Raw genomic sequence first — 26,794 nt, 5'->3', positions numbered from 1 at the left:
AGTCTATCTGCATCGGAACCGGGAGGTCTGGTGATTTTTCCAGCCTCAGTCCAGGCTCTTGCGCAGGTCCAGCATGATCTTGTCGAAGTAGTCGACCCGGATGACGCCGAAGCGGGGGTACTCGAAGTCCAGGATCACATACAACACGCAGACCATGACCACCGCGTAGCCCAGGCTGTGCAACCAGTGGCGCTGCGCCGTACCGGCCATGCCGTAGCCGATCAGCACGGCGCTGACCAGGGTCATGGTCACCAGCATCAGGTAGATGATCAGTGGCGGATGGGTTTCGTGGGCCACGGCGCGGGTGGTGGTGATGTCGATCATTTCGTTCAGGGCCTGCAGCACACTGACCCCCAGGGTCGGCGTGGGCATCTGCTGTTGGGCGGCGATGGCGCGGTTCCAGATGGTGCGCTGCAACTCGTTGGCCCGGTCATGGGCGGCTTCGTCGATCTGGTCCTCGCGCAAGTCGCGGTAGTAGTCGATCCGGGCGTCGACGTAATCCCTGAAAGCCTGGCGTACCGCCGGTTGCTCGCTGGTCGGCAGCAGGTCCAGGCGTAGCCAGGCGGTGCCCATGGCGTTGGTTTCGGCAACGATCAGCGCGCGCCGCTGGTCCAGTCGCGAGGCCGCACCGGAGAAGGTAAAGGCAATCAGCAGCGCCAGCAGGCCGAACACCGCGCCTTCAATCGCGCCAATGCCTTGGCGGGCACCCTCCGGATCCTGGGCCAGATGACGGTTGCCGATCCGGCGACCCGCCTCGATGCCCAGCACGATGGCGATGAAGATGGCCACGCCGTAGAAAGGCAGGACGGTAAGCGCGTGCATACGAGAATCCCTTGATTGTCGTGCTCGGCTCGTCTGTACGGCGGGACCCGACGATGCCAGGGCATACCGCAAAGCGAATCGTGGCCTCATCCTAAGATTCTCTTCGTAACTCGCCTACTGTCAGAGTTGACAGTAGGCGGGATGTGAACTGCCCTTCCTGCAAGATGACGTGGGGTTACAACTCAAGCTGATCGGCATGGATACCAAATGCCGCGGCGATTTTCTCGCGAGTGGCCCGGCGGGGTTTTGCAACGGACTCCTGCTGGGCGAAGGCCGGTTGCGAGATGCCCAGGCGCCTGGCAACGTCGTCCTGGGTCAGGTTCAGATGTTCGCGCCAGGCACGGATGGGGGTTGCGCCGTCTACGATTCGGCTGGCCACCTCATGGGGAATCAGCTCCGGCTCCAGTTTTTGTGCAACGTACTGTGCGTATGGAATCACCACAAATTCTGGATTTCCCTCGGCATCGTTGATGATCTGAATATCAGTAGGTACGTTCATCGCGTGTCCAGTAAATAGCGTTCATGAAAAAATATAAGTCTTTTATAAGATTTGCGAATCCTGACTTATATTTTTTCAGACGCCAATGCATGAACGGTGTCTGGATATTGCCCCGTCATCACTCCTGCCCGATCGACTCCAAAAACTCCGACCGATCATCGCTCACCTGGGCCATGCAGTCGTTTTCAGCAATCTTGTACGCTTCGCTGCCCGGCTTGGCCGGGAAGGCGGCGATGGCGCAGTCGGCATCGCGCTGTTTCTGCCACAGTTGCTGGGCGGCCTTGATCCTGGCGGTGATGTCGTTGAGCTGGGCCTTGTCGCTGCCGTAGCGGGTCTGCAGGCGTTCGTTGAGGCTTTGCAGGTTTTCGCTCAGCAGCTGTTCGGCGGCCGTCTTGCCGTAGGCGGAGCAGGCGAGGGTCTGGACGTCGTTTTCGACGGCGTCGCAGGGGTTCTGTTCGGTGTCTTCGGTCGCGTGGGCGACAGTGCTGATCAGTGCCAAAGCCAGGAAGATTGATTTCATTGCGTTGCCGCTCAAGTCCAGTGAAAACCAGTGATGCAGCGGATTCTGGCGCAAGCGCCGGGCAAAGAACAGACGGCGAGGGTGGGCCTCGCGCAGCCCTTTGTCGCGTATTGACGCTTTCGGCAATTCCCCTGTCGTTTTTGCACCGGGTCGCCACGGCCCTCAGGCATATGCTGGCCCCAAAGCGCCGGCAGACGATTCGGCGCATGAAATCCGATAAAAGGGGACTGCCTGATGAGCCCAGCCGAATTGCACGCCGACAGCATCGTTATCGACGGGCTGATCATTGCCAAATGGAACCGCGAACTGTTCGAAGACATGCGCAAGGGCGGCCTGACCGCAGCCAACTGCACCGTGTCCGTATGGGAAGGCTTCCAGGCCACCATCAACAACATCGCAGCCAGCCAGAAACTGATCCGTGAAAACAGCGACCTGGTGATCCCGGTGAAAACCACCGCCGACATCCGCCTCGCCAAGGAGCAGGGCAAGACCGGCATCATCTTCGGCTTCCAGAACGCCCACGCCTTCGAAGACCAGCTCGGCTACGTCGAGATCTTCAAGCAGCTCGGCGTCGGTGTGGTGCAGATGTGCTACAACACCCAGAACCTGGTCGGCACCGGCTGCTACGAGCGCGACGGCGGCCTGTCGGGCTTCGGTCGTGAAATCGTCGCCGAGATGAACCGTGTCGGCATCATGTGCGACCTGTCCCACGTCGGTTCCAAGACCTCCGAAGAGGTCATCCTCGAGTCGAAGAAGCCGGTCTGCTATTCCCACTGCCTGCCGTCCGGCCTGAAAGAGCACCCGCGCAACAAGTCCGATGAAGAACTGAAGTTCATTGCCGACCACGGCGGTTTCGTCGGCGTGACCATGTTCGCGCCGTTCCTGGCCAAGGGCATCGATTCGACCATCGACGACTACGCCGAGGCCATCGAGTACACCATGAACCTCGTCGGTGAGGACGCCATCGGCATCGGTACTGACTTCACCCAGGGTCACGACCAGGCGTTCTTCGAAATGCTGACCCACGACAAGGGCTACGCCCGCCGCCTGACCAGCTTCGGCAAGATCATCAACCCGCTGGGTATCCGCACTGTGGGCGAGTTCCCGAACCTTACCGAGACACTGCTCAAGCGCGGTCACTCCGAGCGAGTAGTGCGCAAGATCATGGGCGAAAACTGGGTGAACGTTCTCAAGGACGTCTGGGGCGAATAAACGCCACCGCATCGCTGAATCCTTTACCTGCGGCCGCCCGCGCCGCAGGCAACATCACGAATTTCCGGAGTCAAGTTTCAATGGCCAAAATTGCCCCTCAACTGCCTATCGAAGTCGACAGCGAAACCGGTGTCTGGACCTCCGACGCCCTGCCGATGCTCTACGTGCCGCGTCACTTCTTCGTCAACAACCACATGGGCATCGAGGAAGTACTGGGCGCCGACGCCTACGCCGAGATCCTCTACAAGGCCGGCTACAAATCCGCCTGGCACTGGTGTGAAAAAGAAGCCGAATGTCACGGCCTGGAAGGCGTCGCGGTGTTCGAACACTACATGAAGCGCCTGTCGCAACGTGGCTGGGGCCTGTTCAAGATCCAGGACATCGATCTCGACAAAGGTACCTGCAGCGTCAAGCTCGAACACTCGGCGTTCGTCTATGTGTACGGCAAGGTCGGACGCAAGGTCGACTACATGTTCACCGGCTGGTTCGCCGGTGCCATGGACCAGATCCTCGCTGCTCGCGGCAGTTCGATCCGTACCGTGGCCGAGCAGGTCTACGGTGGTTCCGAAGAAGGCCACGACGACGGCCTGTTCATCACCAAGCCGTTGTAAGTCGAGGATTGCGCCATGGCTTTTGAAGCAATGTTCCAGCCGATCCAGATCGGCAAACTGACCATCCGCAACCGCGTGCTCAGCACCGCTCACGCCGAGGTCTATGCCACTGACGGCGGGATGACCACCGACCGGTACGTGAAGTATTACGAAGAGAAGGCCAAGGGCGGCATCGGCCTGGCGATCTGCGGTGGCTCGTCGGTGGTCGCCATCGACAGCCCGCAGGAATGGTGGAGCTCGGTGAACCTGTCCACCGACCGCATCATCCCGCACTTCCAGAACCTGGCCGACGCCATGCACAAGCATGGCGCCAAGATCATGATCCAGATTACCCACATGGGTCGTCGCTCGCGCTGGGACGGCTTCAACTGGCCGACCCTGATGTCGCCGTCCGGTGTCCGTGAGCCGGTGCACCGTGCCACGTGCAAGACCATCGAGCCGGAAGAAATCTGGCGGGTGATCGGCAACTACGCCCAGGCCGCGCGCCGGGCCAAGGCCGGTGGCCTGGACGGCGTCGAGCTGTCCGCCGTGCACCAGCACATGATCGACCAGTTCTGGAGCCCGCGGGTCAACAAGCGTACCGACGAGTGGGGCGGCAGCTTCGAAGGCCGGATGAAGTTCGGCCTGGAAGTGCTCAAGGCCGTGCGCGCCGAAGTGGGCGACGACTTCTGCGTGGGCATGCGTATCTGCGGTGACGAGTTCCACCCAGACGGCCTGTCCCATGAGGACATGAAGCAGATCGCCAAGTACTACGACGACACTGGCATGCTGGATTTCATTGGCGTCGTGGGTTCAGGTTGCGACACCCACAACACCCTGGCCAACGTCATCCCGAACATGAGTTATCCACCGGAGCCGTTCCTGCACCTGGCTGCCGGCATCAAGGAAGTGGTCAAGGTCCCTGTGCTGCACGCACAGAACATCAAGGACCCGAACCAGGCTACGCGGATCCTGGAGGGCGGTTACGTCGACATGGTCGGCATGACCCGCGCCCACATCGCCGACCCGCACCTGATCGCCAAGATCAAGATGGGCCAGGTCGACCAGATCAAGCAGTGTGTCGGCGCCAACTACTGCATCGACCGTCAGTACCAGGGCCTGGACGTGCTGTGCATCCAGAACGCCGCGACCTCCCGTGAATACATGGGCGTGCCGCACATCATCGAGAAATCCACCGGGCCGAAACGCAAGGTGGTGGTGGTCGGTGCCGGCCCGGCCGGGATGGAAGCCGCTCGTGTGGCGGCCGAACGTGGGCACGACGTGACCCTGTTCGAGAAGAAGGAATTCATCGGTGGACAGATCACCACCGCTTCGAAAGCCCCGCAACGGGACCAGATCGCCGGTATCACCCGTTGGTTCCAACTGGAGCTGGCGCGACTGAAAGTCGACCTGCGCCTGGGCGTGGCGGCCGACGCGGCAACCATCATGGACCTGCGTCCGGATGTGGTAGTGCTGGCGGTGGGCGGTCATCCGAACCTGGAGCAGAACGAGCACTGGGGCGCCGCCGAAGGGCTGGTGGTCAGCAGCTGGGACGTGCTCGACGGCAAGGTCGCACCGGGCAAGAACGTGCTGGTCTACGACACCATTTGCGAATTCACCGGCATGTCGGTGGCCGACTTCCTCGCCGACAAGGGCAGCCAGGTCGAGATCGTCACTGACGACATCAAGCCGGGCGTGGCCATTGGCGGGACGTCGTTCCCTACCTACTACCGCAGCATGTACCCGAAAGAAGTGATCATGACCGGGGACATGATGCTGGAGAAGGTCTACCGCGAAGGCGACAAGCTGGTGGCGGTGCTGGAGAACGAATACACCGGGGCCAAGGAAGAACGCGTGGTGGACCAGGTGGTAGTGGAGAACGGCGTGCGTCCGGACGAAGAAATCTACTACGCCCTCAAGGAAGGTTCGCGCAACAAGGGCCAGATCGATGTCGAAGCCCTGTTCGCGATCAAGCCTCAACCATGCCTGGAGCAGAGCGGCGATGGCTACCTGCTGTTCCGCATCGGCGACTGTGTAGCGCAGCGTAATACCCACGCCGCGATCTACGACGCCCTGCGGCTGTGCAAGGATTTCTAACGGCTTGCACATGACCCTGTGGGAGCGAGCCTGCTCGCGATAGCGGTGGATCAATCGACACTTATGTCGGGTTTGAATCCGTCATCGCGAGCAGGCTCGCTCCCACAGGAACCGAGTAAGGCATCTCGACCTGCAAGACCCTGAGGTCTTTGGGAGCAACACCTATGCTGAACACCCTTCTTCCGATCCTGCTGTTCGCCGCTCTGGGCCTCGCGGTCCTCGGCGCCTTGCGGCGGGTGAACATGTGGCGTCGGGGGCGACCGTCCAAGGTCAACCTGATCGGCGGCCTCTTTGCCATGCCCAAGCGCTACATGGTGGATTTGCACCACGTGGTGGCGCGGGACAAATACATTGCCAACACCCACGTTGCCACGGCCGGTGGTGCGGTGGCGTCGCTGGTGCTGGCGATCCTGGTGCACGGTTTCGGCCTGCATAACCGTATCCTTGGCTATGCACTGCTGTTGATGTCGGCGGTGATGTTCGTCGGTGCGATCTTTGTCTACCTGCGTCGGCGCAATCCGCCGGCGCGCCTGTCGAAAGGCCCGTGGATGCGCCTGCCGAAAAGCCTGTTGGCGTTCTCGGCTTCGTTCTTCCTGGTGACCTTGCCGGTGGCCGGTATCCTCCCGGAAAACTTCGGTGGCTGGTTGTTGGCGGCCATCCTGGGCGTCGGCGTGTTGTGGGGCGTGTCGGAGCTGTTGTTCGGCATGACCTGGGGCGGGCCGATGAAGCACGCCTTCGCCGGTGCCCTGCACCTGGCCTGGCACCGCCGTGCCGAGCGCTTTGGCGGCGGTCGTTCTACTGGTCTGAAACCGCTGGACCTGAACGATCCAACCGCGCCGTTGGGCGTGGAAAAGCCCAAGGATTTCACCTGGAACCAGTTGCTCGGCTTCGACGCTTGCGTGCAGTGCGGCAAGTGTGAGGCGGCCTGCCCGGCGTTCGCCGCCGGCCAGCCGCTGAACCCGAAGAAACTCATCCAGGACATGGTCGTCGGCCTGGCCGGCGGCACCGATGCGAAGTTCGCCGGCAGCCCGTATCCTGGCAAACCGGTGGGCGAGCACGGCGGCAATCCGCACCAGCCGATCGTCAACGGCCTGGTGGACGCCGAGACGCTGTGGTCCTGCACCACCTGCCGTGCCTGCGTCGAGGAGTGCCCGATGATGATCGAGCACGTCGACGCCATCGTCGACATGCGTCGGCACCTGACCCTGGAAAAAGGCGCTACGCCGAACAAGGGCGCCGAGGTGCTGGAAAATCTCATCGCCACCGATAACCCTGGCGGCTTCGCCCCGGGCGGCCGGATGAACTGGGCGGCGGACCTGAACCTGAACCTGCTCAGCGAGAAGAAATCCACCGACGTGCTGTTCTGGGTCGGCGACGGTGCCTTCGACATGCGCAACCAGCGCACCTTGCGCGCCTTCGTCAAAGTGCTGAAGGCCGCGAATATCGATTTCGCCGTGCTCGGTCTCGAAGAACGCGACAGCGGCGACGTGGCCCGGCGCCTCGGTGACGAAGCGACGTTCCAGCTGTTGGCCAAGCGCAATATCCAGACCCTGGGCAAATACAGCTTCAACCGCATCGTGACCTGCGACCCCCACAGTTTCCACGTGCTGAAAAACGAATACGGCGCCTTCGATGGCAACTACCTGGTGCAGCACCACAGCACCTACCTGGCAGAGATCATCGACGCCGGCGCCCTCAGCCTCGGCCAGCACAAGGGTGACAGCGTGACCTATCACGACCCGTGCTACCTGGGCCGCTACAACGGCGAATACGAGGCACCACGCCAGGTGCTGCGCGCCCTGGGCATCGAGGTCAAGGAAATGCAGCGTTCCGGTTTCCGTTCGCGTTGCTGCGGCGGTGGCGGCGGTGCGCCGATCACCGACATCCCGGGCAAGCAGCGGATCCCGGACATGCGCATGGAAGATATCCGCGAAACCGGCGCCGAGTTGGTGGCCGTGGGTTGCCCACAGTGCACCGCCATGCTTGAAGGCGTAGTCGAGCCCCGGCCGATGATCAAGGACATCGCCGAGCTGGTGGCCGATGCCCTGCTCGAAGAGGCGGCGCCGAGCAAGTCTGCGGCCCCGGCCAAACGTGAACCTGCGGAGGTGCATTAATGAGCGACATCATCCGCCGCGACCCTCGCGCCGAGTGGATCGCCCGCAACCGCCTGCACCCGCTGCACGCGGCCATGCAACCGGTCCAGCATAGCTGGATGGGGCCCAACGGCATCATTCGCAAGAACGTCCATGGCGTCGGCTTCATCGGCCCCAACGGTATCAAGCGTATCGACCGCAGCGGCGCCCAACAGGGCGGCACGGCCAAGCGCAGTGCCGCGGCTGAAGTGCAACTGCCGTTGCATCAAGTGACGCAGCCGGCGTTCCACATCTGCGTGGTACCGGACATGGTGGGCGGACGCCTCAGCAGTCACGACCGCGATCTGCTCGGCCTGGCTCATCAGCTGGCCGGTACGGACGGTGCCGTGCTGGCAGTGGTCTTCGGCGAGCATAAGGAAAACGCGTTCGCTACGGCCGGCGTCGACCGCTTGTTGGTGCTGGACGGCGAGGAATTCAGCGGTTATGCACCGGAACAACGGGTGCAAGGCCTGCGCGCTGTGGATAACCAGTTCAACCCGCGGCATTGGCTGCTGCCCGACAGCCGCAGCGGTGGCGCCGAGCTGGGCCGGCGGTTCGCCGCGGCCCTGGGCGAGCGTCCGGCTACCCGCGTCTGGCAGGTCAAGGGCGAGGAGTGCATCGGTCGCGCCGGCGCGGGCCTGCAAGACCTGGCCCGGCCTTTGGCCCGGTTGATCCTGGCCGCCGCCGAATGCGCCGAACCGGTCAGCGAAACCCGACACGAGGCGTTGCCGGTGGAGTTATCCACAAGCGTGGCGCGCAGCCTGTCGCGTATCGAGGATCTCGGTGCGGTGGCGGTGGATCCGGGTGCGATTCCGATGGCCGAAGCCGAATTCATTTTCTCCGGCGGCAACGGGGTCAAGGACTGGGCGCTGTTCCACCAGACCGCTGCGGCCCTGGGCGCCACCGAAGGCGCTTCGCGGGTGGCGGTGGACGATGGGTTCATGGCCCGGGACCGTCAGGTCGGTGCCAGTGGTACCTGGGTCACCGCGCGGGTCTATGTGGCCGTGGGGATTTCCGGGGCGATCCAGCACCTGCAAGGCATCGGTGCCTGCGACAAGGTGGTGGCGATCAACCTCGATCCGGGTTGCGACATGATCAAGCGGGCGGATCTGTCGGTGATCGGTGACAGCGCGGCGATTCTCCAGGCGTTGATCGCGGCCGTAGAGGCTTACCGCAACGAAGCCAAACGCGATGCGGCTTAAGTTAAGGATTCAACCATGACGATTCAAGTGATCAGCCTCGTCTCCATCGGTGCCCACCCTACCTCCGGTCGGCCAAGGCGTGCCGATCAGGACGCCAGGGCCGTTGAGCTGGGCTTGCAACTGGCCGGAAGCGACCTGCAAGTACTGCATGCCGGCGACGTGGCCGAACCGGCCCTGCGCGCTTACTTGGGCATGGGCCTGGACGAGCTTCGCGTGCTGGAAAACCCGGCGGGGGCCGACGCGCTACCGGCCCTGACCGATTATCTGCGCGACGCGGGGCCCCAGGTGGTGCTTACCGGTAGCCAGGCGGAAACCGGCGAAGGCTCGGGAATGCTGCCTTTCCTGCTGGCGGAGAACCTGGGATGGCCGTTGGTGGTGGGGTTGGCCCAGGTGGAGTCCATCGATAATGGCGTGGCGCTGGTGTTGCAGGCATTGCCCCGTGGTCAACGGCGCCGGCTGAAGGTGCGCCTGCCGTTTCTGGCTACTGTGGATAACGCGGCGCCAAAACCTCGTCAGAGTGCCTACGGTCCGGCCCGACGTGGCGCCTTGCATGCCGAAGAAGTCGAAGTGATCGACGACGAGTTGCTCGCGGCGGCAACGCTGCAACCGGCCAAGCCTCGCCCCAAGCGCCTGAAAGTGATCAAGGCCAAGAGCGGTGCCGATCGCATGAAAGCCGCCACGGCCAAGGCCAGCGGCGGAGGCGGGCAAGTGCTCAAGGGCGTGAGCCCGGAGGCCGGTGCTGAAGCCATTCTCAAGCTGTTGGTGGAGGAAGGGGTGGTTCGCTAACCCCACATCCCCGCGAAACCCCATGTGGGAGAGAGCCTGCTCGCGATAGCGGCGTGTCAGCGACAACCATGTTGTCTGATATGCGGCTATCGCGAGCAGGCTCGCTCCCACAGAGGATCGGGTTTAGCCACAATTCCGCATGCGCCTGTGGATAACCCCCCAAGGCGTCTGATAGCCATTGGAATCCCCTTTCATGAATATTGAATTTCGTCCGGCTTTACCCGCGGATACGTCCGACATTGCTCGCTTGTTCCAGATTTCCTCCGAAGGTGCTTCGGATTACATCTGGAGCCAGCTGGCGGAGCCTGGGCAGGACCTCGTAGAGGTGGGCGCAGCTCGCTATGCACGTGAGGGTGTCGATTTCTCCTACCAGAACTGCGTCATTGCGGAGGCTGAGGGTCGAGTCATCGGGATGATGCATTGTTACGTGATGCGTCATGATCCGCTGGCGACTCCCGTCACGGATCCGGTGCTGGCGCCTTACGCTGATATGGAAATTCCCGATACGCTCTATATATCGAGCCTGGCCCTGCATGAAGGTTGGCGCAACAAGGGCTTGGGCGTGCGCTTTCTCGAGCTGGCCCAACAGCGGGCTGATCGATTGGAGCTCAAGGGGTTGAGCCTGATCGACTACGCAGCGAATACCGGCGCCCGGCGCTTCTACGAGCGCCATGGTTTTGAAATCGTTAAAACCTGTCAGATTTTTCCGCATCCGATGATTCGGGTGACGGGAGAAGCGTATCTCATGCATCGGCCCTGACCGCTGCGAGATGGATACCGTGGGAAGCGAGCGGGTTCTTCACTCGGGACCGGTGCTTACCCACAATTGCTGTTCATCCACTTGTGGATAACCTGTTCGTTCCTTGCCATAGCCCTTGCCAATCAAGCCTTCCAAGGCTGCGCTCAAAAATTGATCAGCCCAAGTCACGGTTTTTATTGGCTTTTTCCTGGCCATGCGGGCGAAGGTGATGCACGTTTTGCCCCCAATAGTTGTTGGCGCTTTTGTGGATAAGATGTTCGCCGTCCTCTGCAAGCCACGCGAGACGGGCCTTTCACTCCATTGATCATTAAATGATCAATTCATCTATCCGATTGAAAAACTCCCCATAGAACCTCGGTTTAAGGCTCGTTGCAGCGTTTTTCCACAGATTCGTCAAATTTACCCCCAAACGCTGTTGGCGCTTCTGTGGATAAGGTGTTCGCTCACCTCTGCAAGCCATACAGATCAAGCCTTTGCGAGGTTTGGTTAAAATATAGCCAATATGAAGTAAAAACTTTCGCTGTGCATAAATCGCGGTTTTTGCTGAGTTTTTTCCCAGGAGTCATCTCTCCCGGACGCACTTGTCCCCATTAGCTGTGGGTGGTCATGTGGATAACTTGTTTGTGAAAGGCTGTGGGGCCCGACGGGCATAGTCTCAAACGCTATAGATCAAATTTCATACAGTTCTAAGGAACTGCCTTGACGCAAACCTGTCGCGTGTCTTCACTCCAACCCACAAGGACATCAGCGTTTTTATCCACATCTGGTTCAGGGAGAACAGGATGGATAGCCGACACCCTCACTCGTACCTTCCCCCCTCGGTGAATTGCATCCCGACGCCGCCCATGTTGTTGCCCAGGCGTATTCGTCGCCGCGCCGCCAATCAGCGTGCACGCCAATAGCGTTCACCCACGCCCCGTTTCACCCGCAACACCGTTGACTGCCGCGCGTCCCCCTGCGGGACCGTGGCCGGGCGTTTGTACGCCTTCGATTTACAGGCAACCGCAGAGTTGCCCTTTCTGCCTGAGAGGACTTGGACATGACACGGATCTCGACCCCCATCAGCGATATCAAGGAACACTATGACGTGATCGTCATCGGCTCCGGTTACGGCGGCGGCATCGCCGCTTCACGATTGTCCCGGGCCGGGCGCAAGGTGTGCCTGCTGGAACGGGGCCGCGAGATGCAACCCGGCGAATATCCCAACACCATGCTGGCGGCCACCGAAGAGTTGCAGGTGCATGACCCGGACGGCCACATCGGCTCGCGCACCGGCATGTTCGACCTGCACGTCAATGCCCAGCAGAACGTGGTGGTGGGTTGCGGCCTGGGCGGCACTTCGCTGATCAACGCCAACGTCTCCCTGGAACCGGAGCCCGGCGTGTTCGAAGACCCGCGCTGGCCGTTGGAGGTGCGCGAGCACCGTGACACGTTGCTCAAGGATGGTTATGCACGGGCCAGGGAAATGCTCAAGCCCAACGCCTACCCGTCTTCGGAGCCGAAGCTGCCCAAGCTCGAAGCCCACCGCAAGTCGGCCGACTACCTCAAGCAAACGGCCCATTTCTATCGGCCACCCATCAACGTCACGTTCGACAAGCTGCCCAACAACCTCAACCACGTCGGCGTCGAACAGTTGCCATGCAACGGCTGCGGCGACTGCGTCTCCGGTTGTAACAACAAGGCCAAGAACACCACGCTGATGAATTACCTGCCGGATGCCTGGAACCATGGCGCGGAAATTTTCTGCCAGGCCGAGGTGCGGCATCTGGAGCGCGACGGCGACGGCTGGATCGTGCACTTCCAGTACCTGGACAGCGGCCGCGAACTGTTCTCGGCACCGACCCTGTTCGTGCGGGCCGACATCGTGGTGGTGTCCGCCGGTACCCTGGGTTCCACCGAGATCATGTTGCGCTCCCGGGACAAGGGCCTGTCGATGTCCAATCAGCTGGGCGAGAACATGAGCGGCAACGGTGACATCCTCGGGTTCGGCCACAACTGCGACCAGGTCATCAACGGCATCGGTTTCGGCGCCCATTCGGCCAAGGAACTGGAGCCGGTGGGGCCGTGCATCACCTCGATCATCGACATGCGCACCGAGGGCGACTGGCGCAGTCGCATGGTCATCGAGGAAGGTTCGATCCCCGGCGCCCTCGGCCGGCCGATGGTGCCGAGCATGGCGGCGTTCGCCGAGATGATTGGCGTGCCCACCGATAAAGGTTTCGGTGCCAGCCTGAAATACAAGGGACGGGAAGCCGAAAGCTTCCTGCGCGGCCCGTATTACGGCGCGTTGCACAACATGCAGACCTACCTGATCATGAGCCACGACAACGGCAAGGGCCGCATGCTGCTCGACAGCAAGGACCAGTTGCGCATCGACTGGCCCGGTGTCGGCGAACAGGAGAACGTCACCCTCGGCAATGAACGGCTGCACCAGAGCACCAAGGCGCTGGGCGGGATCTGGGTCGAGAACCCGATCTGGACCAAGCTGCTCAAACACAGCATCGTCTCGGTTCACCCCCTGGGCGGTTGCGTGATGGGCGAGGATGCGACGCAAGGCGTGGTCAACCACAAGGGCCAGGTGTTCAGTGGCACCAGCGGCACGGATGTCTACCCCGGCCTGTACGTGGCCGACGGTGCGGTGATTCCGACGTCCCTGGCGGTCAATCCGCTGTTGACCATTTCGGCGGTGAGCGAGCGCAACATGGGCCTGTTGGCGGCCGATCGTGGCTGGCTGATCGATTACACATTGCCTTCGGCCCCGCAAAAGTCGGTGACGCCGCCAACCCTCGGCGTGCAGTTCACCGAAACCATGAAGGGCTATTTCTCCACCGCTTTCACCCAGGCCCAGGGCACCGATCTCACGCTTTACGAAGCGGCGGCGAAACGCGGAAAAACCGACAACTCGACCATCGAGTTCACCCTGACCATCACCGCCGACGACCTCAATCGCATGATCAAGGAGCCGGAACACGCGGCGACGCTGGTGGGTACCCTGGATGCGCCCCTGCTCTCGCCGAAGCCGCTGGTCGCCAGCAACGGCGTATTCAACCTGTTCGAGCAATACCAGGAGCAGGTGGGCGTGCGGCACATGAACTACGACATGAAGCTGACCGCCGAGGACGGCAGCGACTATTACTTCAGCGCCTTCAAGACCGTGCCCGAGGACAACGGCGTGCTGAACGTCTGGCATGACACCAGCACCCTCTATGTCACCCTCTATCGCGGGCCGGACAAGACCGGCGCGGTACTCGGCTCGGGTGTGATGCACATCCTGCCGGCGGACTTTGCCAAGCAGATGACCACCATGAAGGTGCTCAACGCCCGTAACGAGCGCGAACGGGTCGAGGCCCTGGCCCGGTTCGGCAAGTTCTTCGCCGGCATCCTGTGGGAGAGTTACGGCGGAGTGTTCGCCGGGGATATCTACTTCAATCCGGATGCGCCGCCGCGGATCAAGCGGCCGCTGGACGCACCGGCGCCGACCGTGCATTTCTTCGAGACCGAAGACAGCGTCCAACTGCGCCTGACCCGCTATCAGGCGGGCAGCAAAGGCCCGGTGATGCTGGTTCACGGCCTGGGCGTGGGCTCGAACATCTTCTCCACCGATACCATTCACACCAACCTGCTGGAGTACCTGTGCAAGCATGAGTACGACGTCTGGCTGCTGGACCTGCGGGTGAGCATCCTGCTGCCCGCCAGCAAGCATGAGTGGAACGGCGACCAGGTGGCCCAGTACGACTTCAAGGCAGCCATCGAACAGATCCAGCAGGCGACCCTCGCCCGCGACGTGCAATGCGTGGTGCATTGCTACGGTGCGACGACCTTCTTCATGTCGATGCTGGCGGGCCTGCAAGGCGTGCGCTCGGTGGTCTGCTCGCAGATCGCCGCCGATACGGTGGTCGCCACGGCCACCGGCCTGAAGGCCGGCCTGCACCTGCCGGGCATGCTCGACGCCATCGGCATCAAGTCCCTGACCGCCTACGCCGACACCAAGGAGAACTGGTTCAACAAGCTCTATGACAAAGCGCTGAACGGCTACGCCCGGATCGAGGCCCAGGGCTATTGCACCAACCCGGTCTGCCATCGCATCACCTTCATGTATGCGTCGCTGTACCGCCACGACACCCTCAACGAAACCCTGCACGACAACCTGCATGAACTGTTCGGCGAGTCGAACATGCACACTTTCGAGCACCTGGCGCTGATCGTGCGCAAGGGGCACTTGGTGGACTTCAAGGGCAACGACGTCTACATGCCGCATTTCGATCGGTTGAAGTTGCCGATTTGCTTCATCAGCGGCGCCGACAACCAGTGCTACCTGCCGCAAAGCACCCTCAAGACCTATGAGCGGCTGTGCGACATGCACGGCCCGCAGCTGTTCAGCCGCCACGAGGTGCCGGGCTACGGCCATATCGACTGCATCTTCGGCAAGGATGCGGTGGTGGATGTGTATCCGATCATCCTCGAACACCTGGAGAAGACAGCACTCGGCTAGCCGGGATCGTTCCCACGCTCTGCGTGGGAATGCCGCCACGGACGCTCCGCGTCCGCTTTTGTGACGCAGAGCGTCATGGGATGCATGCCCACGCAGAGCGTGGGCACGATCTGGGGAAATGCTATGAACACTTACATCCGCTGGTACCAACGCATCATCTGGGTCGGGATTGTCATGAACATGTTCTTCGCGATTCCGGCGCTGTTCGCGCCGGCGTTGCTGACGTCCATGCTCGGGCTACCGCCTGTGCTGTCCGATCCCTGGCTGGAAAACACTGGCATGTTGCTGGTGGGGATCAGCCTGTTCTACATGCCCTCGGGGTTCAATGCGCCGCGTTTCGTGGTGAATTCGTGGTTGTGCGTGCTCTCGCGACTGGTAGCGGTGGTGTTCTGGATCTACCTGATCAACACCAACAACCAGGGCCCGTTGTTCGTACCGATGCTGATGGGCGACCTGAGCATGTTCCTGATCCTGGGCGTGCTGCTGTACCTGGGCAGCCCGGTTGCCAATCGTCCGCTGGCCTTGATCTGCGCCGGTTGCCGGGAGTGGCGCGATGGCTGGATACGGCATTGGCACAGTCCCCGCTTCAGGACCGGCGCGCTGGTCGTGGTGCTGGTACTGGGCTTTATCGGCTACCAGACCTGGTACCAGATGATCCGCGAGGTACCGCAACCGGACTTCGCATCCGACGAAGACCATTACAAATACGCCGCCATCGGCCTCGGTATCGAGGCACGGATTCCTTACTACCTGTTCGCCGTGCTGCCGCAGATGTGCCCGGAGAAGATGCCCAAGCCCGGCGGTTACGAAGTGTTCGGTTTCCTCTACGAGAACGGCAGGGACCTGCCCATCGGCATGGCCAAGCGGCAATTGGGTTACCCCACCGTGGAGCCGAACTGCGCCCTGTGCCACACCGGCTCCTACCGGGCCAACGCCACTGATGTCGCGGTTCCGGTCGCGAGCGCTCCGGCCAATACCTTGCAGCTGCAAGCCTTCCAGTGGTTCGCCTACGATTGCGCCAGCGACCCGAAATTCACCCCCGATGCGGTCATGGCAGCGATCAACGGCAAGTTCCAACTGGGCTTTTTCGAGAAGCTGTACAACCGCTACCTGATCATCCCGATGGCCAAGAGCGCGCTGCTCAAGCAGAAGCAGGCCTACGCCTGGCAGAAACTGCGTCCGGCCCAGGGGCCCGGTCGGACCGACACCTTCAACCCGACCAAAATGGTGGTGTTCGGCTTCCCGGATGACTCCACCATCGGCACCGTGGACCTGCCGCAGGTCTGGAACCAGAAACCCCGCGAGTCGATGTACCTGCACTGGGACGGCAATAACAACAATATCCACGAGCGCAACTACGCCGCCGCCATGGCTGTGGGGGCGACGCCGGAATCGGTGCTGCCGCCCAGCTTCAACCGGGTGACCAACTGGTTGCTGGGGCACAAGGCGCCGGCCTGGCCGTTCGCCCTGGACCAGGCGAAGGTGGCCCAGGGCAAACCGATCTGGGAGAAGAACTGTGCCGGTTGCCACGACTTCGGCCGCACCGACACGGGCCAGGTCACCACCAACATCGACCAGTTGGGCACCGATCCCCATCGCCTGGACTCCTTCACCACCGGGTTGGTGACGGCGTTCCACGGCTTCAAGAAGCCGCCATTCGATTTCAACGCTTACCGCAAGACCCAAAGCTACAGTAACACCCCCACCGACGGCGTCTGGTTGCGTGCGCCGTACCTGCACAACGGCTCGGTGCCGACCTTGTGGGACCTGTTGCTGCCGCCGGAGCAGCGTCCGCAAGTGTTCTACACCGGCTCCGACATCTACGACCCGGAGAAGGTCGGCTTTGTCACCAGCGGCGCGCAGATGAAGGCGTCGGCGGATTTCAAATACGACACCCGCCTGGAGGGCAACCACAACGGCGGCCACCTGTATGGCACGCAGCTGTCGGACACCGACAAGCGAGCCCTGATCGAATTCATGAAGACCCTGTAGCCCAGGGCACTGCGAAGGAGCGTCCACATGTCATTACTGCACCACTGGGAACATGAGATCGACAAGGTCAAGGTCCGCCTGCATGGGTTGGTCACGCGGCTGGAGATGTCCTGGAAAAAACTCGTCAACGACCTGGAGCCCGAGGAGTTCGAGGCCATCGTCAAGCTGTTGCAACGGGGCCACGACCAGGCCCGGCACGTGATCGAGCATGGCGACCTGCCGGACGACGAACCGGCGGTACCGTGGGAGCTGGCCCACGGCCTGTCGATCCTGAAGATCGGCAACGCCAAGCCCTTGCCGCAAAGCGAGGACGAATTGCCGACCCGGGTGCTCAAGGACGGTACCTTGCTGGGCTGCCGCAAATGGGAATTGCTGGACTTGCTGTGGAGCGAGGCGCTGCTCAAGTGGATCGAGAACCTGCGCCACCACGCGACGTTCGGCACCACGCCGGCACTGGTGGAAATGGACAGCGACGTAGTGCTGGCCATCGCTGGCGACTGGGGTACCGGCCCGTTCGACAGCCACGCCCCGGCGGTGGCGGTGGCCAATCAGATGCAACTGGCCCAGGCCGATTTCACCATTCACCTGGGGGATGTCTACTATGCCGGTTCACATTCCCAGGAAGACGTCGACATGGTCGGCTGGCCCCAGGGCAAGCATGGCTCGTTCACGCTCAATTCCAACCACGAGATGTACAGCGGCGCCCATGGCTATTTCAAGGAGCTGGCCAAGCGTTTTCCGGGACAGCAGGGCACCAGTTACTTCGCCTTGTACAACGACGACTGGCTGGTGGTCGGCCTCGACAGCGCCTACGCCTCGGACGCCATGAACCTGTACATGGACGGCACGCTCAACAGCCAGCAGATCGACTGGATGAAAAGCCTGCCCAAGCGCAAGAAGTTGATGGTGCTCAGTCACCACCAGGGGTTCGATATTTCCGGGCACAACAAGACCGCGTTGTACCAGCCGGTGTGCGATGCACTGGGCCGTGAGCCGGATTACTGGTACTGGGGTCACCTGCACAACGGTATCTGCTACGCCACCCAGGGCGGATTGCACGCACGGTGTGCCGGGCATGGGGCGATTCCCTATGGCACCACCAGCGAACTGAACGGGCATGCGCGGATATTGTGGTCGGAAACGGAACTGGCCGGGGATGAGGTGTATCCGGAGCGGGTGCTGAATGGCTATGTGAAGGTGCGGCTGGTGGGCGAGAACATCGAAGAGACGTTCTACGGCGAGGATGGGTCGGTGCGGTGGTCTTCGAAGTAACGGGTGATAGTCAGGCCGCTATCGCGAGCAGGCTCGCTCCCACACTCGATCTTCGGTCCACCAAAGATCCCCTGTGGGAGCGAGCCTGCTCGCGATGCTGTTTACCTTAGGCCTGAACCTTGATGCCCTTGAGGTACGGCGCAGGCTCGGCCCCCAGGTTGTTCAGCATGCGACCGCTGTACCAGTCCACGAAGTTGACCACGCCGAACTCATAGGTCTTGGAGTATGGGCCCGGCTGGTAGGCGGTGGAGTTGATGCCGCGCTGGTTTTCCTCGGCCAGGCGACGGTCCTGGTCGTTGGTGGCGTCCCAGACTTCGCGCATGCGCGCCACGTCGTAGTCCACGCCTTCGACCGCGTCCTTGTGCACGATCCACTTGGTGGTGACCATGGTTTCCTGGGCGCTGATCGGCCACACGGTGAACACGATGATGTGGTCGCCCATGCAGTGGTTCCACGAGTGCGGCAGGTGCAGGATACGCATCGAGCCCAGGTCCGGGTTCTTGATGCGGCCCATCAGCTTGGCGCAGCCCTGCTTGCCGTCCATGGTCATCGACACGGTGCCCTTGAGCAGCGGCATGCGCACGATACGGTTACGCAGGCCGAAGCTGGCGTGGGCGTAAGGAATCTTCTCGGCTTCCCAGGCGGCGGCGGAAGCGGCCACGTGGTCCTTGAACGCCTGGTCGGCGCGCGGGTCGGTGACGTCGTCCCACTCCAGCAGGGTCTTGAGCAATTCCGGGTGCGAGCCGCCGCAGTGGTAGCACTCGCGGTTGTTTTCCAGCACCAGTTTCCAGTTGGCCTTTTCCATCAAGGTGGTTTGCACCGCCACCTTGGTGTTTTCCATGTCGTAGGGCTCCATGTAATGGGCCAGGGTCGACAGGAAATCATCGATGGCCGGCGGATTCTCTGCCAGGCTGATGAAGATGTAGCCGCCGGCGGTCTTCACGTTCACCGGCTTGAGGCCGTACTGCTTCATGTCGAAGTCGGCGCCCATTTCGGTGCCGGCGAACAGCAGGCGCCCGTCCAGCTCGTAGGTCCACTGGTGGTAATGGCAGACCAGCTTGGCAACCTTGCCCTTGTCGCTGGTGCACAGGCGCGAGCCACGGTGACGGCAGACGTTGTGGAAAGCGTGGACCACACCGTCGGCGCCGCGGATCACGATGATCGGGTTCTTGCCCACTTGCAGGGTCAGGTAGTTGCCCTTGGCCGGGATCTCGCAGGTCATGCCGGCGATCAGCCATTCCTTCTGGAAGATCTCCTGCATGTCGATGTCGAACAGGCGCTCGTCGCTATAGAATGGCTGCGGCAGCGAATAGGTGCGCTCGCGCTCCTGCAGCATCTGCACGGTGGCCTTGCGTGCGGGTTCCAGTGGATCGCCCAGGCTCAGGGTTGTGGTCACGTCCATCGTTTTATCCTCATGGCCATCTGTGTGGCCGGCGAAATATGGCTAATCGGTTGTGCTACGCAAGGCAGAAAACGTTGTTTGTCTGTTGGGGCGAGTGTGGGGCCGCGCCGGGCTGGAACCTTATCCATGGGCGACATGGCCCAATCTGTTCCCGACGCGCCAGAGCCGGTAGTTAGGGGCTGGTCGCGATAAGTATGTGAATGTCGCGAATAGGTAAATGGCTGTTTCGGCGCCTGAGCACAATCACAACCATGAAGGCCGACAGTCGGCCGTGGAGATCAGCATGTCCAATAATTTCCTGAACCCGGTCACCACCCAGACCTGGGCCAATGGCCGACATATCGTGCGTTGCGTCAAAGTCATCCAGGAAACCTGGGATGTGCGCACATTCTGTTTCATGGCCGACCAGCCGATCATGTTCTTTTTCAAGCCGGGGCAGTTCGTCACCCTGGAGCTGGAAATCGAAGGCCAGCAGGTCATGCGCTCCTATACTATTTCCAGCTCGCCGTCGGTGCCCTACAGTTTTTCGGTGACTATCAAGCGCGTGCCGGGGGGCAAGGTCTCCAACTGGCTGCACGACACCCTGCACGAAGGCCAGGAGCTGGCGGTGCACGGGCCGGTGGGGCTGTTCAATGCCATCGATTTCTCCAGCCCGAAGGTGCTCTACCTCAGCGGCGGCGTCGGCATCACTCCGGTGATGTCGATGGCGCGCTGGTACTACGACACCAACGGCAACGTCGACATGGTGTTCATCCACAGCGCCCGTTCGCCCAAGGACATCATCTATCACCGCGAGCTGGAACACATGGCGTCGCGGATCGACAACTTCAGCCTGCACCTGATCTGTGAAAAACATGGCCTGGGCGAGCCCTGGGCTGGCTATCGCGGCTACCTGAACCACAAGATGTTGGAGCTGATGGCGCCAGACTTCATGGAGCGCGAAGTGTTCTGCTGCGGCCCGACGCCGTACATGAACGCGGTCAAGCGCCTGCTGGAAGCCGCCGGCTTCGACATGAAGCGTTACCACGAGGAATCCTTCGGCGCCACGCCGCCGGAAGCCCGTGCCGATGCGGTGGAGCAGGCCGAACAAGCCGCCGACGCCCCCGAAGTCGATGCCGCGGACCTGCACCTGGTGGAATTCACCTCTTCCGGCAAGAGCATCCGCGTGGCACCGGGAGAAACCGTCCACGCCGCCGCCGCCAAGCTCGGCATGATGATACCCAAGGCCTGCGGCATGGGCATCTGCGGCACCTGCAAGGTGATGAAGCTGGGTGGGGAAGTGGAGATGGACCACAACGGCGGGATCACCGAGGACGACGAGGCCGAAGGTTACATCCTGTCGTGCTGCAGTGTGCCGAAGGGGGATGTGCGGATCGATTTCTGAGTCGATCGCATGGGGCGCTGAAGCCGGAACGCGGAGCGTCCCGAGATGCATTCCCACGCAGAGCGTGGGAAACGAGGTGGCAGGTATTGTGCTGATCGTTCCCGCGCTCTGCCTGGGAATGCCGCCAGGGACGCTCCGCGTCCCGGCTCCCCGGCCGTCTGCACGCTACCATCGTTGAATTTCGATCAAGCCTTCCATCCCCGCGTAATTGCGCGCACTGGAATACCGCCAATGTTCCGGTAATTCCACATACCCACGCTTCACCGGGTTGAAGTGGATGTAATCCAGCTTTTGACGCATGACCGTTTCGCTATGAATCTGCTCCGCATGTGAGCCTTCCTGCCAAAGCTGATACACCCGGTCTTTCTTGTGTGCTCGCTTGCTGAATCTCAAGCGTTGCAACGCTCGCTCTGCGCCTTTGCTCTGCAGGTCATCAATGATCTGGCGTGCCGTAAATGATTTGAACTGACGCAAGCACTTGTTCAGATTCGGTGCCTGGGCGACGAAATGCAGATGATTCTCCAGGACGACATAACCCAGCAGTTGCAGGTTCTGGTGGGCTTGCTGATAACGCCAGCAATCGAGCAGATGATCGACGAGGTAAGGCCGTACAAACAGCGGCAGCCACTCCATGAGCGTGCAGGTGAGAAAGTGCGGTTTGTCAGGTTCGGTGATGACGTAGCGGCTCCGTCCCATGGGTTCATTCCTTTGTTGCGCGTGGAATGCTCATATTGCAGTTGCCGATTCATTTCGTGATAGGCGAAAAGGGTACGTGGCGGGTGAGAATAGTCGGTTCGTTTGCAGCGCCGAACGCGGAGCGTCCGTGGCGGCATTCCCACGCAGAGCGTGGGAACGATCGGTAGGCCGGGCGCCTGGCTTCAGGCGCTCATCACTTCCCGGATATCCGCCGCCAATTCCCGTACCCGCGCTTCTTCGGTATCCCACGAGCACATGAACCGTGCGCCGCCCTTGCCGATGAAGGTGTAGAAGCGCCAGCCACGGGCCGTGAGGGCGGCGATGGCGGGTTCCGAAAGTTGCAGGAACACGCCGTTGGCCTGGACCGGGAACATCAGTTCCACGCCGGGAATGTCGCTGACCAATTGCGCCAGCAGTTGGGCGCAGTGGTTGGCGTGGCGGGCGTGTTTGAGCCAGGCGTCGTTTTGCAGCAGGCCGACCCAGGGGGCGGAGAGGAAGCGCATTTTCGATGCCAGTTGCCCAGCCTGTTTGCAGCGATAGTCGAAGTCCACCGCCAGGTCGTGGTTGAAGAACAGAATGGCTTCACCCACGGCCATGCCGTTTTTGGTGCCGCCGAAGCACAACACGTCCACGCCCACTTTCCAGGTCAGGTCTGCCGGTGAGCAGCCGAGGAAGGCGCAGGCATTGGAAAACCGCGCGCCGTCCATATGCAGGTTCAGCCCCAGCTCCTTGCAAGTGTTGCTGATGGCGCGGATTTCATCTGGGGTATAGATGCTGCCCACCTCCGTTGCCTGGGTCAGGGTCACGACCCGGGGCTTGGGGTAGTGGATGTCCTGGCGCTTGAGGGCGATTTCGCGGATCGAGTCAGGCGTCAGCTTGCCGTTTTCAGTACGTGCCAGCAGCAACTTGGAGCCGTTGGAAAAGAACTCCGGCGCGCCGCATTCGTCGGTTTCGACGTGGGCGGTTTCCGAGCAGATCACGCTATGGTAACTCTGGCACAGCGAGGACAGCGCCAGGGAGTTGGCCGCTGTACCGTTGAACGCGAAGAACACTTCGCAGTCGGTTTCGAACAGGGCGCGGAAATCATCGGCCGCCCGGTGGGTCCACTCATCATCGCCGTAGGCGCGTTGGTGGCCCTGGTTGGCTTCTTCCATGGCCGCCCAGGCTTCGGGGCAAATGCCGGAATAGTTGTCGCTGGCGAACTGTTGACTCTTGTCGGTCATGGCCTTGCTCCTGGAGTAGAGGTCCTGGGTAAAGATCCCTGGCAGAAATTCCCGGGTGGGGAGTTTCGTGGTTCGGCGTGTTTGATCCACGACGCCGTGTTCGATATTGGTGCGCACTTTACCCAAGATTAGCGGGGGAACACACCGGATGTTTCTGTCAGGAAATCACAAAGCTGCCGAACGACTGTGCCCATGAATCGGCGTGACGGGGCCTTGGATCTGCTCAAATGGCTGGCTTTGTTGGCGATGGTGCTCGATCATCTGCGATATGTCGGTTTTTCCGCCGATTGGCTCTACGTGCCGGGGCGCCTGGCATTCCCTGGGTTCTGCCTGGCGATGGCGGCAAACCTGGCGCGGGACGGAGCCGGTGTCATGCCGTGGCGTTATCTGGGCTGGCTGTTGCTGTTCGGCGCGATCAGTGAAATCCCTTATCGATTGTTCATCCCCGACCCCTCTACGTTGAATGTACTGCCGACACTGATCCTGGGGCTGTTGGTGGCGCGCGGCTGGCAGGCAACGCAATGGGAGTCCCGGTGCCTGGCATTGGGGGCGTTGCTGCTGGCGGCGCTGTGCGCTTCACGACTGATGTTCGGTTTCTTTGGCGTGCTGCTGCCCCTGGCGATGTTGCTGGTGTTTCGTCGGCCCTGGTACTTCGCATGGTTGCCAGGGCTGGTGTGCCTGGCGGCCAATCAGTGGCGGGTGCTCTATGGCGCCGCTTGGCTGGGGAACGAGGTGGCGGTATGGGGCATGCTGGCTTGCTTGTTTGCGCCAGGGCTCGGGCTGTTGCTGTTGCGCCGGGCGAGGCGTTGTCATCCGCCGGCGATGCGGCGCTGGGCGTATGCCCTGTATCCCGGACACTTCCTGGTGTTGCTTGCGGTCCGCCAGGTCATCCAGTAACGCCTGTGCAGTTGTGGGAGTAAGGCTTGCCTGCGATCCAGGCGCCTCGTCAGCCGAGCGACCGCGTTGTTTTCATCGCGGGCAAGCCTTGCTCCCACAGCTTTGTTCTCTCCACACCTTCAACTCTGCAAGTGCATGTCGTAAACGCGCCTTTGCGTGGCGTCCATAGGCATTTGACCTGCCTGCGCCAGCCATACCATCGCATCCAAAGGGCACTGTCGAACGGGCGGTGCCTCACCAAGACAAAAAGGCGTACCGACGCCGCTGGGAGAGACGCGATGTTCAGCAAGCAAGACCAAATCCAAGGTTACGATGATGCACTGCTGGCGGCGATGAACGCCGAAGAGCAACGCCAGGAAGATCACATCGAACTGATCGCGTCAGAGAACTACACCAGCAAGCGTGTCATGCAGGCCCAGGGCAGCGGCCTGACCAACAAATACGCCGAAGGTTATCCAGGCAAGCGCTACTACGGTGGCTGCGAGCACGTCGACAAGGTCGAGGCCCTGGCCATCGAGCGCGCCAAGCAACTGTTCGGCGCCGATTACGCCAACGTCCAGCCGCACTCCGGCTCTTCGGCCAACAGCGCCGTGTACCTGGCCCTGCTGCAAGCCGGCGACACCATCCTGGGCATGAGCCTGGCCCACGGCGGTCACCTGACCCACGGCGCCAAAGTGTCGTCCTCGGGCAAGCTCTACAACGCCGTGCAGTACGGCATCGACACCACCACCGGCCTGATCGACTACGATGAAGTCGAGCGCCTGGCGGTCGAGCACAAGCCGAAAATGATCGTGGCCGGTTTCTCGGCTTACTCCAAGACCCTGGATTTCCCACGTTTCCGTGCAATCGCCGACAAGGTCGGTGCCTTGCTGTTCGTCGACATGGCCCACGTCGCTGGCCTGGTGGCCGCCGGTCTGTACCCGAACCCACTGCCTTACGCCGACGTGGTCACCACCACCACCCACAAGACCCTGCGTGGTCCACGTGGCGGCCTGATCCTGGCCAAGTCCAACGAAGAGATCGAGAAGAAGCTCAACGCCGCGGTATTCCCGGGCGCTCAGGGCGGCCCACTGATGCACGTGATCGCCGGCAAGGCGGTGTGCTTCAAGGAAGCGCTGGAGCCTGGTTTCAAGGCCTATCAGCAGCAAGTGATCGAAAACGCCCAGGCCATGGCTGGCGTGTTCATCAAGCGCGGCTACGATGTAGTGTCCGGCGGCACCGATAACCACCTGTTCCTGGTCAGCCTGATCCGTCAGGGCCTGACCGGCAAGGACGCCGATGCCGCCCTGGGTCGCGCTCACATCACCGTCAACAAGAACGCCGTGCCGAACGATCCGCAGTCGCCATTCGTGACTTCGGGCCTGCGCATCGGTACTCCGGCGGTGACCACCCGTGGCTTCAAGGTTTCCCAGTGCGTGACGCTGGCCGGCTGGATCTGCGACATCCTCGACAACCTCGGCGATGCCGATGTCGAGGCCAATGTCGCCCAGCAAGTGGCAGCCCTGTGCGCGGATTTCCCGGTTTATCGCTGAGTCGGTTTTGGAGTAATGACTATGCAACGCTATTCGGGCTTCGGCCTCTTCAAACACTCTCTCAGCCATCATGAAAACTGGCAGCGGATGTGGCGCACGCCGACGCCGAAAAAGGTCTACGACGTGGTTATCGTCGGCGGTGGCGGGCATGGTCTGGCGACCGCCTACTACCTGGCCAAGGAACACGGCATCACCAACGTGGCCGTGGTCGAGAAAGGCTGGCTGGGCGGCGGTAACACCGCGCGCAACACCACCATCGTGCGCTCCAACTACCTGTGGGACGAATCGGCCCACCTGTACGAACACGCGATGAAGCTGTGGGAAGGCCTGTCCCAGGACCTGAACTACAACGTGATGTTCTCCCAGCGCGGTGTGTACAACCTGTGCCACACCCTGCAGGACATCCGCGACTCCGAGCGTCGGGTCAACGCCAACCGCCTCAACGGCGTGGACGGCGAGCTGCTCAACGCTAAGCAAGTGGCCGACGAGATCCCGTACCTGGATTGCTCGAAGAACACCCGCTACCCGGTAATGGGCGCTACCGTCCAGCGTCGCGGCGGCGTGGCCCGTCACGATGCCGTGGCCTGGGGCTTTGCCCGTGCCGCGGACGCCCTCGGCGTGGACCTGATCCAGCAGACCGAAGTGATCGGTTTCCGCAAGGAAAACGGCGTGTGCATTGGTGTGGAGACCAACAAGGGCTTCATCGGCGCCAAGCGCGTCGGCGTGGTGACCGCCGGTAACTCGGGGCACATGGCCAAACTGGCCGGCTTCCGCCTGCCGGTCGAATCCCACCCGTTGCAAGCCCTGGTGTCCGAGCCGATCAAGCCGATCATCGACAGCGTGATCATGTCCAACGCCGTACACGGCTACATCAGCCAGTCCGACAAGGGCGACCTGGTGATCGGTGCCGGTATCGACGGCTGGGTCGGCTACGGCCAGCGCGGTTCGTACCCGGTGATCGAACACACCATCCAGGCCATCGTCGAGATGTTCCCGGTGCTCTCGCGGGTGCGCATGAACCGTCAGTGGGGCGGCATCGTCGACACCACGCCGGACGCCTGCCCGATCATCTCCAAGACGCCGGTGCCGAACATGTTCTTCAACTGCGGTTGGGGTACCGGTGGCTTCAAGGCCACGCCGGGCTCGGGCAACGTGTTTGCCGCCAGCCTGGCCAAGGGTGAAATGCACCCGCTGGCCGCACCGTTTTCCATCGACCGTTTCCACAACGGTGCGCTCATCGACGAACACGGCGCTGCTGCCGTCGCCCACTAACAGGAGAAATCC

The 26,794-nt window shown here is 61.7% G+C and carries 20 protein-coding genes; 14 read left to right on the top strand and 6 right to left on the bottom strand.

Going from position 1 to position 26,794, the window contains the following annotated elements:
• Nucleotides 1–45 precede the first annotated feature (45 nt).
• The 3 genes from N005_RS17505 to N005_RS17495 all read right to left on the bottom strand — a co-directional run bounded on the left by N005_RS17505 (nucleotide 46) and on the right by N005_RS17495 (nucleotide 1,841).
• Nucleotides 46–822, bottom strand: a complete 777-nt coding sequence (locus N005_RS17505; RefSeq protein ID WP_047702365.1) for a bestrophin-like domain — start codon at nucleotides 820–822, stop codon at nucleotides 46–48.
• Nucleotides 823–997: 175 nt separating this feature from the next.
• A complete protein-coding gene (locus N005_RS17500; protein WP_047702364.1) occupies nucleotides 998–1,321 on the bottom strand; it encodes a helix-turn-helix domain-containing protein in 324 nt (107 codons plus the stop codon).
• A gap of 118 nt (nucleotides 1,322–1,439) precedes the next feature.
• Nucleotides 1,440–1,841 (bottom strand): lysozyme inhibitor LprI family protein, encoded by a 402-nt coding sequence (locus N005_RS17495; protein ID WP_047702792.1) that lies wholly within the window; start codon nucleotides 1,839–1,841, stop codon nucleotides 1,440–1,442.
• Between the two features lie 234 nt (nucleotides 1,842–2,075).
• Between N005_RS17495 and N005_RS17490 the strand changes: the two genes are divergently transcribed.
• From N005_RS17490 to N005_RS17445, 10 genes are all read left to right on the top strand, one after another.
• Nucleotides 2,076–3,053: a dipeptidase gene (locus N005_RS17490; protein ID WP_047702363.1), complete on the top strand. Its 978-nt coding sequence runs from the start codon at nucleotides 2,076–2,078 to the stop codon at nucleotides 3,051–3,053.
• Between the two features lie 80 nt (nucleotides 3,054–3,133).
• Nucleotides 3,134–3,664 (top strand): DUF5943 domain-containing protein, encoded by a 531-nt coding sequence (locus N005_RS17485; protein WP_041021573.1) that lies wholly within the window; start codon nucleotides 3,134–3,136, stop codon nucleotides 3,662–3,664.
• A 15-nt stretch (nucleotides 3,665–3,679) separates the two neighbouring features.
• Nucleotides 3,680–5,740: a dimethylglycine demethylation protein DgcA gene (gene dgcA / locus N005_RS17480; protein ID WP_047702362.1), complete on the top strand. Its 2,061-nt coding sequence runs from the start codon at nucleotides 3,680–3,682 to the stop codon at nucleotides 5,738–5,740.
• 164 nt (nucleotides 5,741–5,904) lie between these two features.
• Nucleotides 5,905–7,854, top strand: coding sequence for a dimethylglycine demethylation protein DgcB (gene dgcB / locus N005_RS17475; RefSeq protein ID WP_047702361.1), 1,950 nt, complete (start codon nucleotides 5,905–5,907; stop codon nucleotides 7,852–7,854).
• On the top strand, nucleotides 7,854–9,074 hold the full coding sequence (etfA, locus tag N005_RS17470) for an electron transfer flavoprotein subunit alpha (protein WP_047702360.1): 1,221 nt from the start codon (nucleotides 7,854–7,856) through the stop codon (nucleotides 9,072–9,074). The genes dgcB and etfA overlap by 1 nt, the downstream gene beginning before the upstream one ends.
• Before the next feature lie 15 nt (nucleotides 9,075–9,089).
• Entirely contained in the window at nucleotides 9,090–9,860 is a 771-nt protein-coding gene (etfB, locus tag N005_RS17465; RefSeq protein WP_047702359.1) for an electron transfer flavoprotein subunit beta, read from the top strand.
• 193 nt (nucleotides 9,861–10,053) lie between these two features.
• Nucleotides 10,054–10,620 carry a GNAT family N-acetyltransferase gene (locus N005_RS17460; RefSeq protein WP_047702358.1) on the top strand — a complete coding sequence of 189 codons (567 nt, stop codon included), beginning with the start codon at nucleotides 10,054–10,056 and terminating at the stop codon, nucleotides 10,618–10,620.
• Nucleotides 10,621–11,659: 1,039 nt separating this feature from the next.
• A complete protein-coding gene (locus N005_RS17455; protein ID WP_047702357.1) occupies nucleotides 11,660–15,112 on the top strand; it encodes a GMC oxidoreductase in 3,453 nt (1,150 codons plus the stop codon).
• A 123-nt stretch (nucleotides 15,113–15,235) separates the two neighbouring features.
• The gene (locus tag N005_RS17450; protein ID WP_047702356.1) at nucleotides 15,236–17,104 is read left to right on the top strand and encodes a c-type cytochrome; all 1,869 of its coding nucleotides are present in this window, start codon (nucleotides 15,236–15,238) and stop codon (nucleotides 17,102–17,104) included.
• Nucleotides 17,105–17,131: 27 nt separating this feature from the next.
• Entirely contained in the window at nucleotides 17,132–18,376 is a 1,245-nt protein-coding gene (locus N005_RS17445; protein WP_047702355.1) for a metallophosphoesterase family protein, read from the top strand.
• A gap of 106 nt (nucleotides 18,377–18,482) precedes the next feature.
• On the opposite strand, the gene gbcA is transcribed toward N005_RS17445, so the two are convergent.
• Nucleotides 18,483–19,778 carry a glycine-betaine demethylase subunit GbcA gene (gene gbcA, locus N005_RS17440; RefSeq protein ID WP_047702354.1) on the bottom strand — a complete coding sequence of 432 codons (1,296 nt, stop codon included), beginning with the start codon at nucleotides 19,776–19,778 and terminating at the stop codon, nucleotides 18,483–18,485.
• Between the two features lie 283 nt (nucleotides 19,779–20,061).
• On the opposite strand from gbcA, the gene gbcB reads away from it, so the two are divergent.
• A complete protein-coding gene (gene gbcB, locus N005_RS17435) occupies nucleotides 20,062–21,162 on the top strand; it encodes a glycine-betaine demethylase subunit GbcB (RefSeq protein WP_047702791.1) in 1,101 nt (366 codons plus the stop codon).
• A 165-nt stretch (nucleotides 21,163–21,327) separates the two neighbouring features.
• On the opposite strand, the gene N005_RS17430 is transcribed toward gbcB, so the two are convergent.
• Both N005_RS17430 and N005_RS17425 read right to left on the bottom strand, forming a co-directional pair.
• Nucleotides 21,328–21,858 (bottom strand): REP-associated tyrosine transposase, encoded by a 531-nt coding sequence (locus tag N005_RS17430; RefSeq protein ID WP_047702353.1) that lies wholly within the window; start codon nucleotides 21,856–21,858, stop codon nucleotides 21,328–21,330.
• Between the two features lie 182 nt (nucleotides 21,859–22,040).
• Nucleotides 22,041–23,081 carry a threonine aldolase family protein gene (locus tag N005_RS17425; protein ID WP_047702352.1) on the bottom strand — a complete coding sequence of 347 codons (1,041 nt, stop codon included), beginning with the start codon at nucleotides 23,079–23,081 and terminating at the stop codon, nucleotides 22,041–22,043.
• A 192-nt stretch (nucleotides 23,082–23,273) separates the two neighbouring features.
• Here N005_RS17425 and N005_RS17420 point away from each other — a divergent pair, with 192 nt between their 5' ends.
• The 3 genes from N005_RS17420 to N005_RS17410 all read left to right on the top strand — a co-directional run bounded on the left by N005_RS17420 (nucleotide 23,274) and on the right by N005_RS17410 (nucleotide 26,782).
• Nucleotides 23,274–23,978: a TraX family protein gene (locus tag N005_RS17420; RefSeq protein ID WP_197678633.1), complete on the top strand. Its 705-nt coding sequence runs from the start codon at nucleotides 23,274–23,276 to the stop codon at nucleotides 23,976–23,978.
• A 278-nt stretch (nucleotides 23,979–24,256) separates the two neighbouring features.
• Nucleotides 24,257–25,510, top strand: a complete 1,254-nt coding sequence (gene glyA, locus N005_RS17415; RefSeq protein ID WP_047702350.1) for a serine hydroxymethyltransferase — start codon at nucleotides 24,257–24,259, stop codon at nucleotides 25,508–25,510.
• A gap of 21 nt (nucleotides 25,511–25,531) precedes the next feature.
• The gene (locus N005_RS17410; protein ID WP_047702349.1) at nucleotides 25,532–26,782 is read left to right on the top strand and encodes a sarcosine oxidase subunit beta family protein; all 1,251 of its coding nucleotides are present in this window, start codon (nucleotides 25,532–25,534) and stop codon (nucleotides 26,780–26,782) included.
• Nucleotides 26,783–26,794 lie beyond the last annotated feature (12 nt).

The sequence above is a fragment of the Pseudomonas mediterranea CFBP 5447 genome (assembly GCF_000774145.1).
Taxonomy (GTDB): domain Bacteria; phylum Pseudomonadota; class Gammaproteobacteria; order Pseudomonadales; family Pseudomonadaceae; genus Aquipseudomonas; species Aquipseudomonas mediterranea.
The sequence above is the reverse complement of the archived record's forward strand: the minus strand, read 5'-3'. Positions and strand labels throughout refer to the sequence as shown.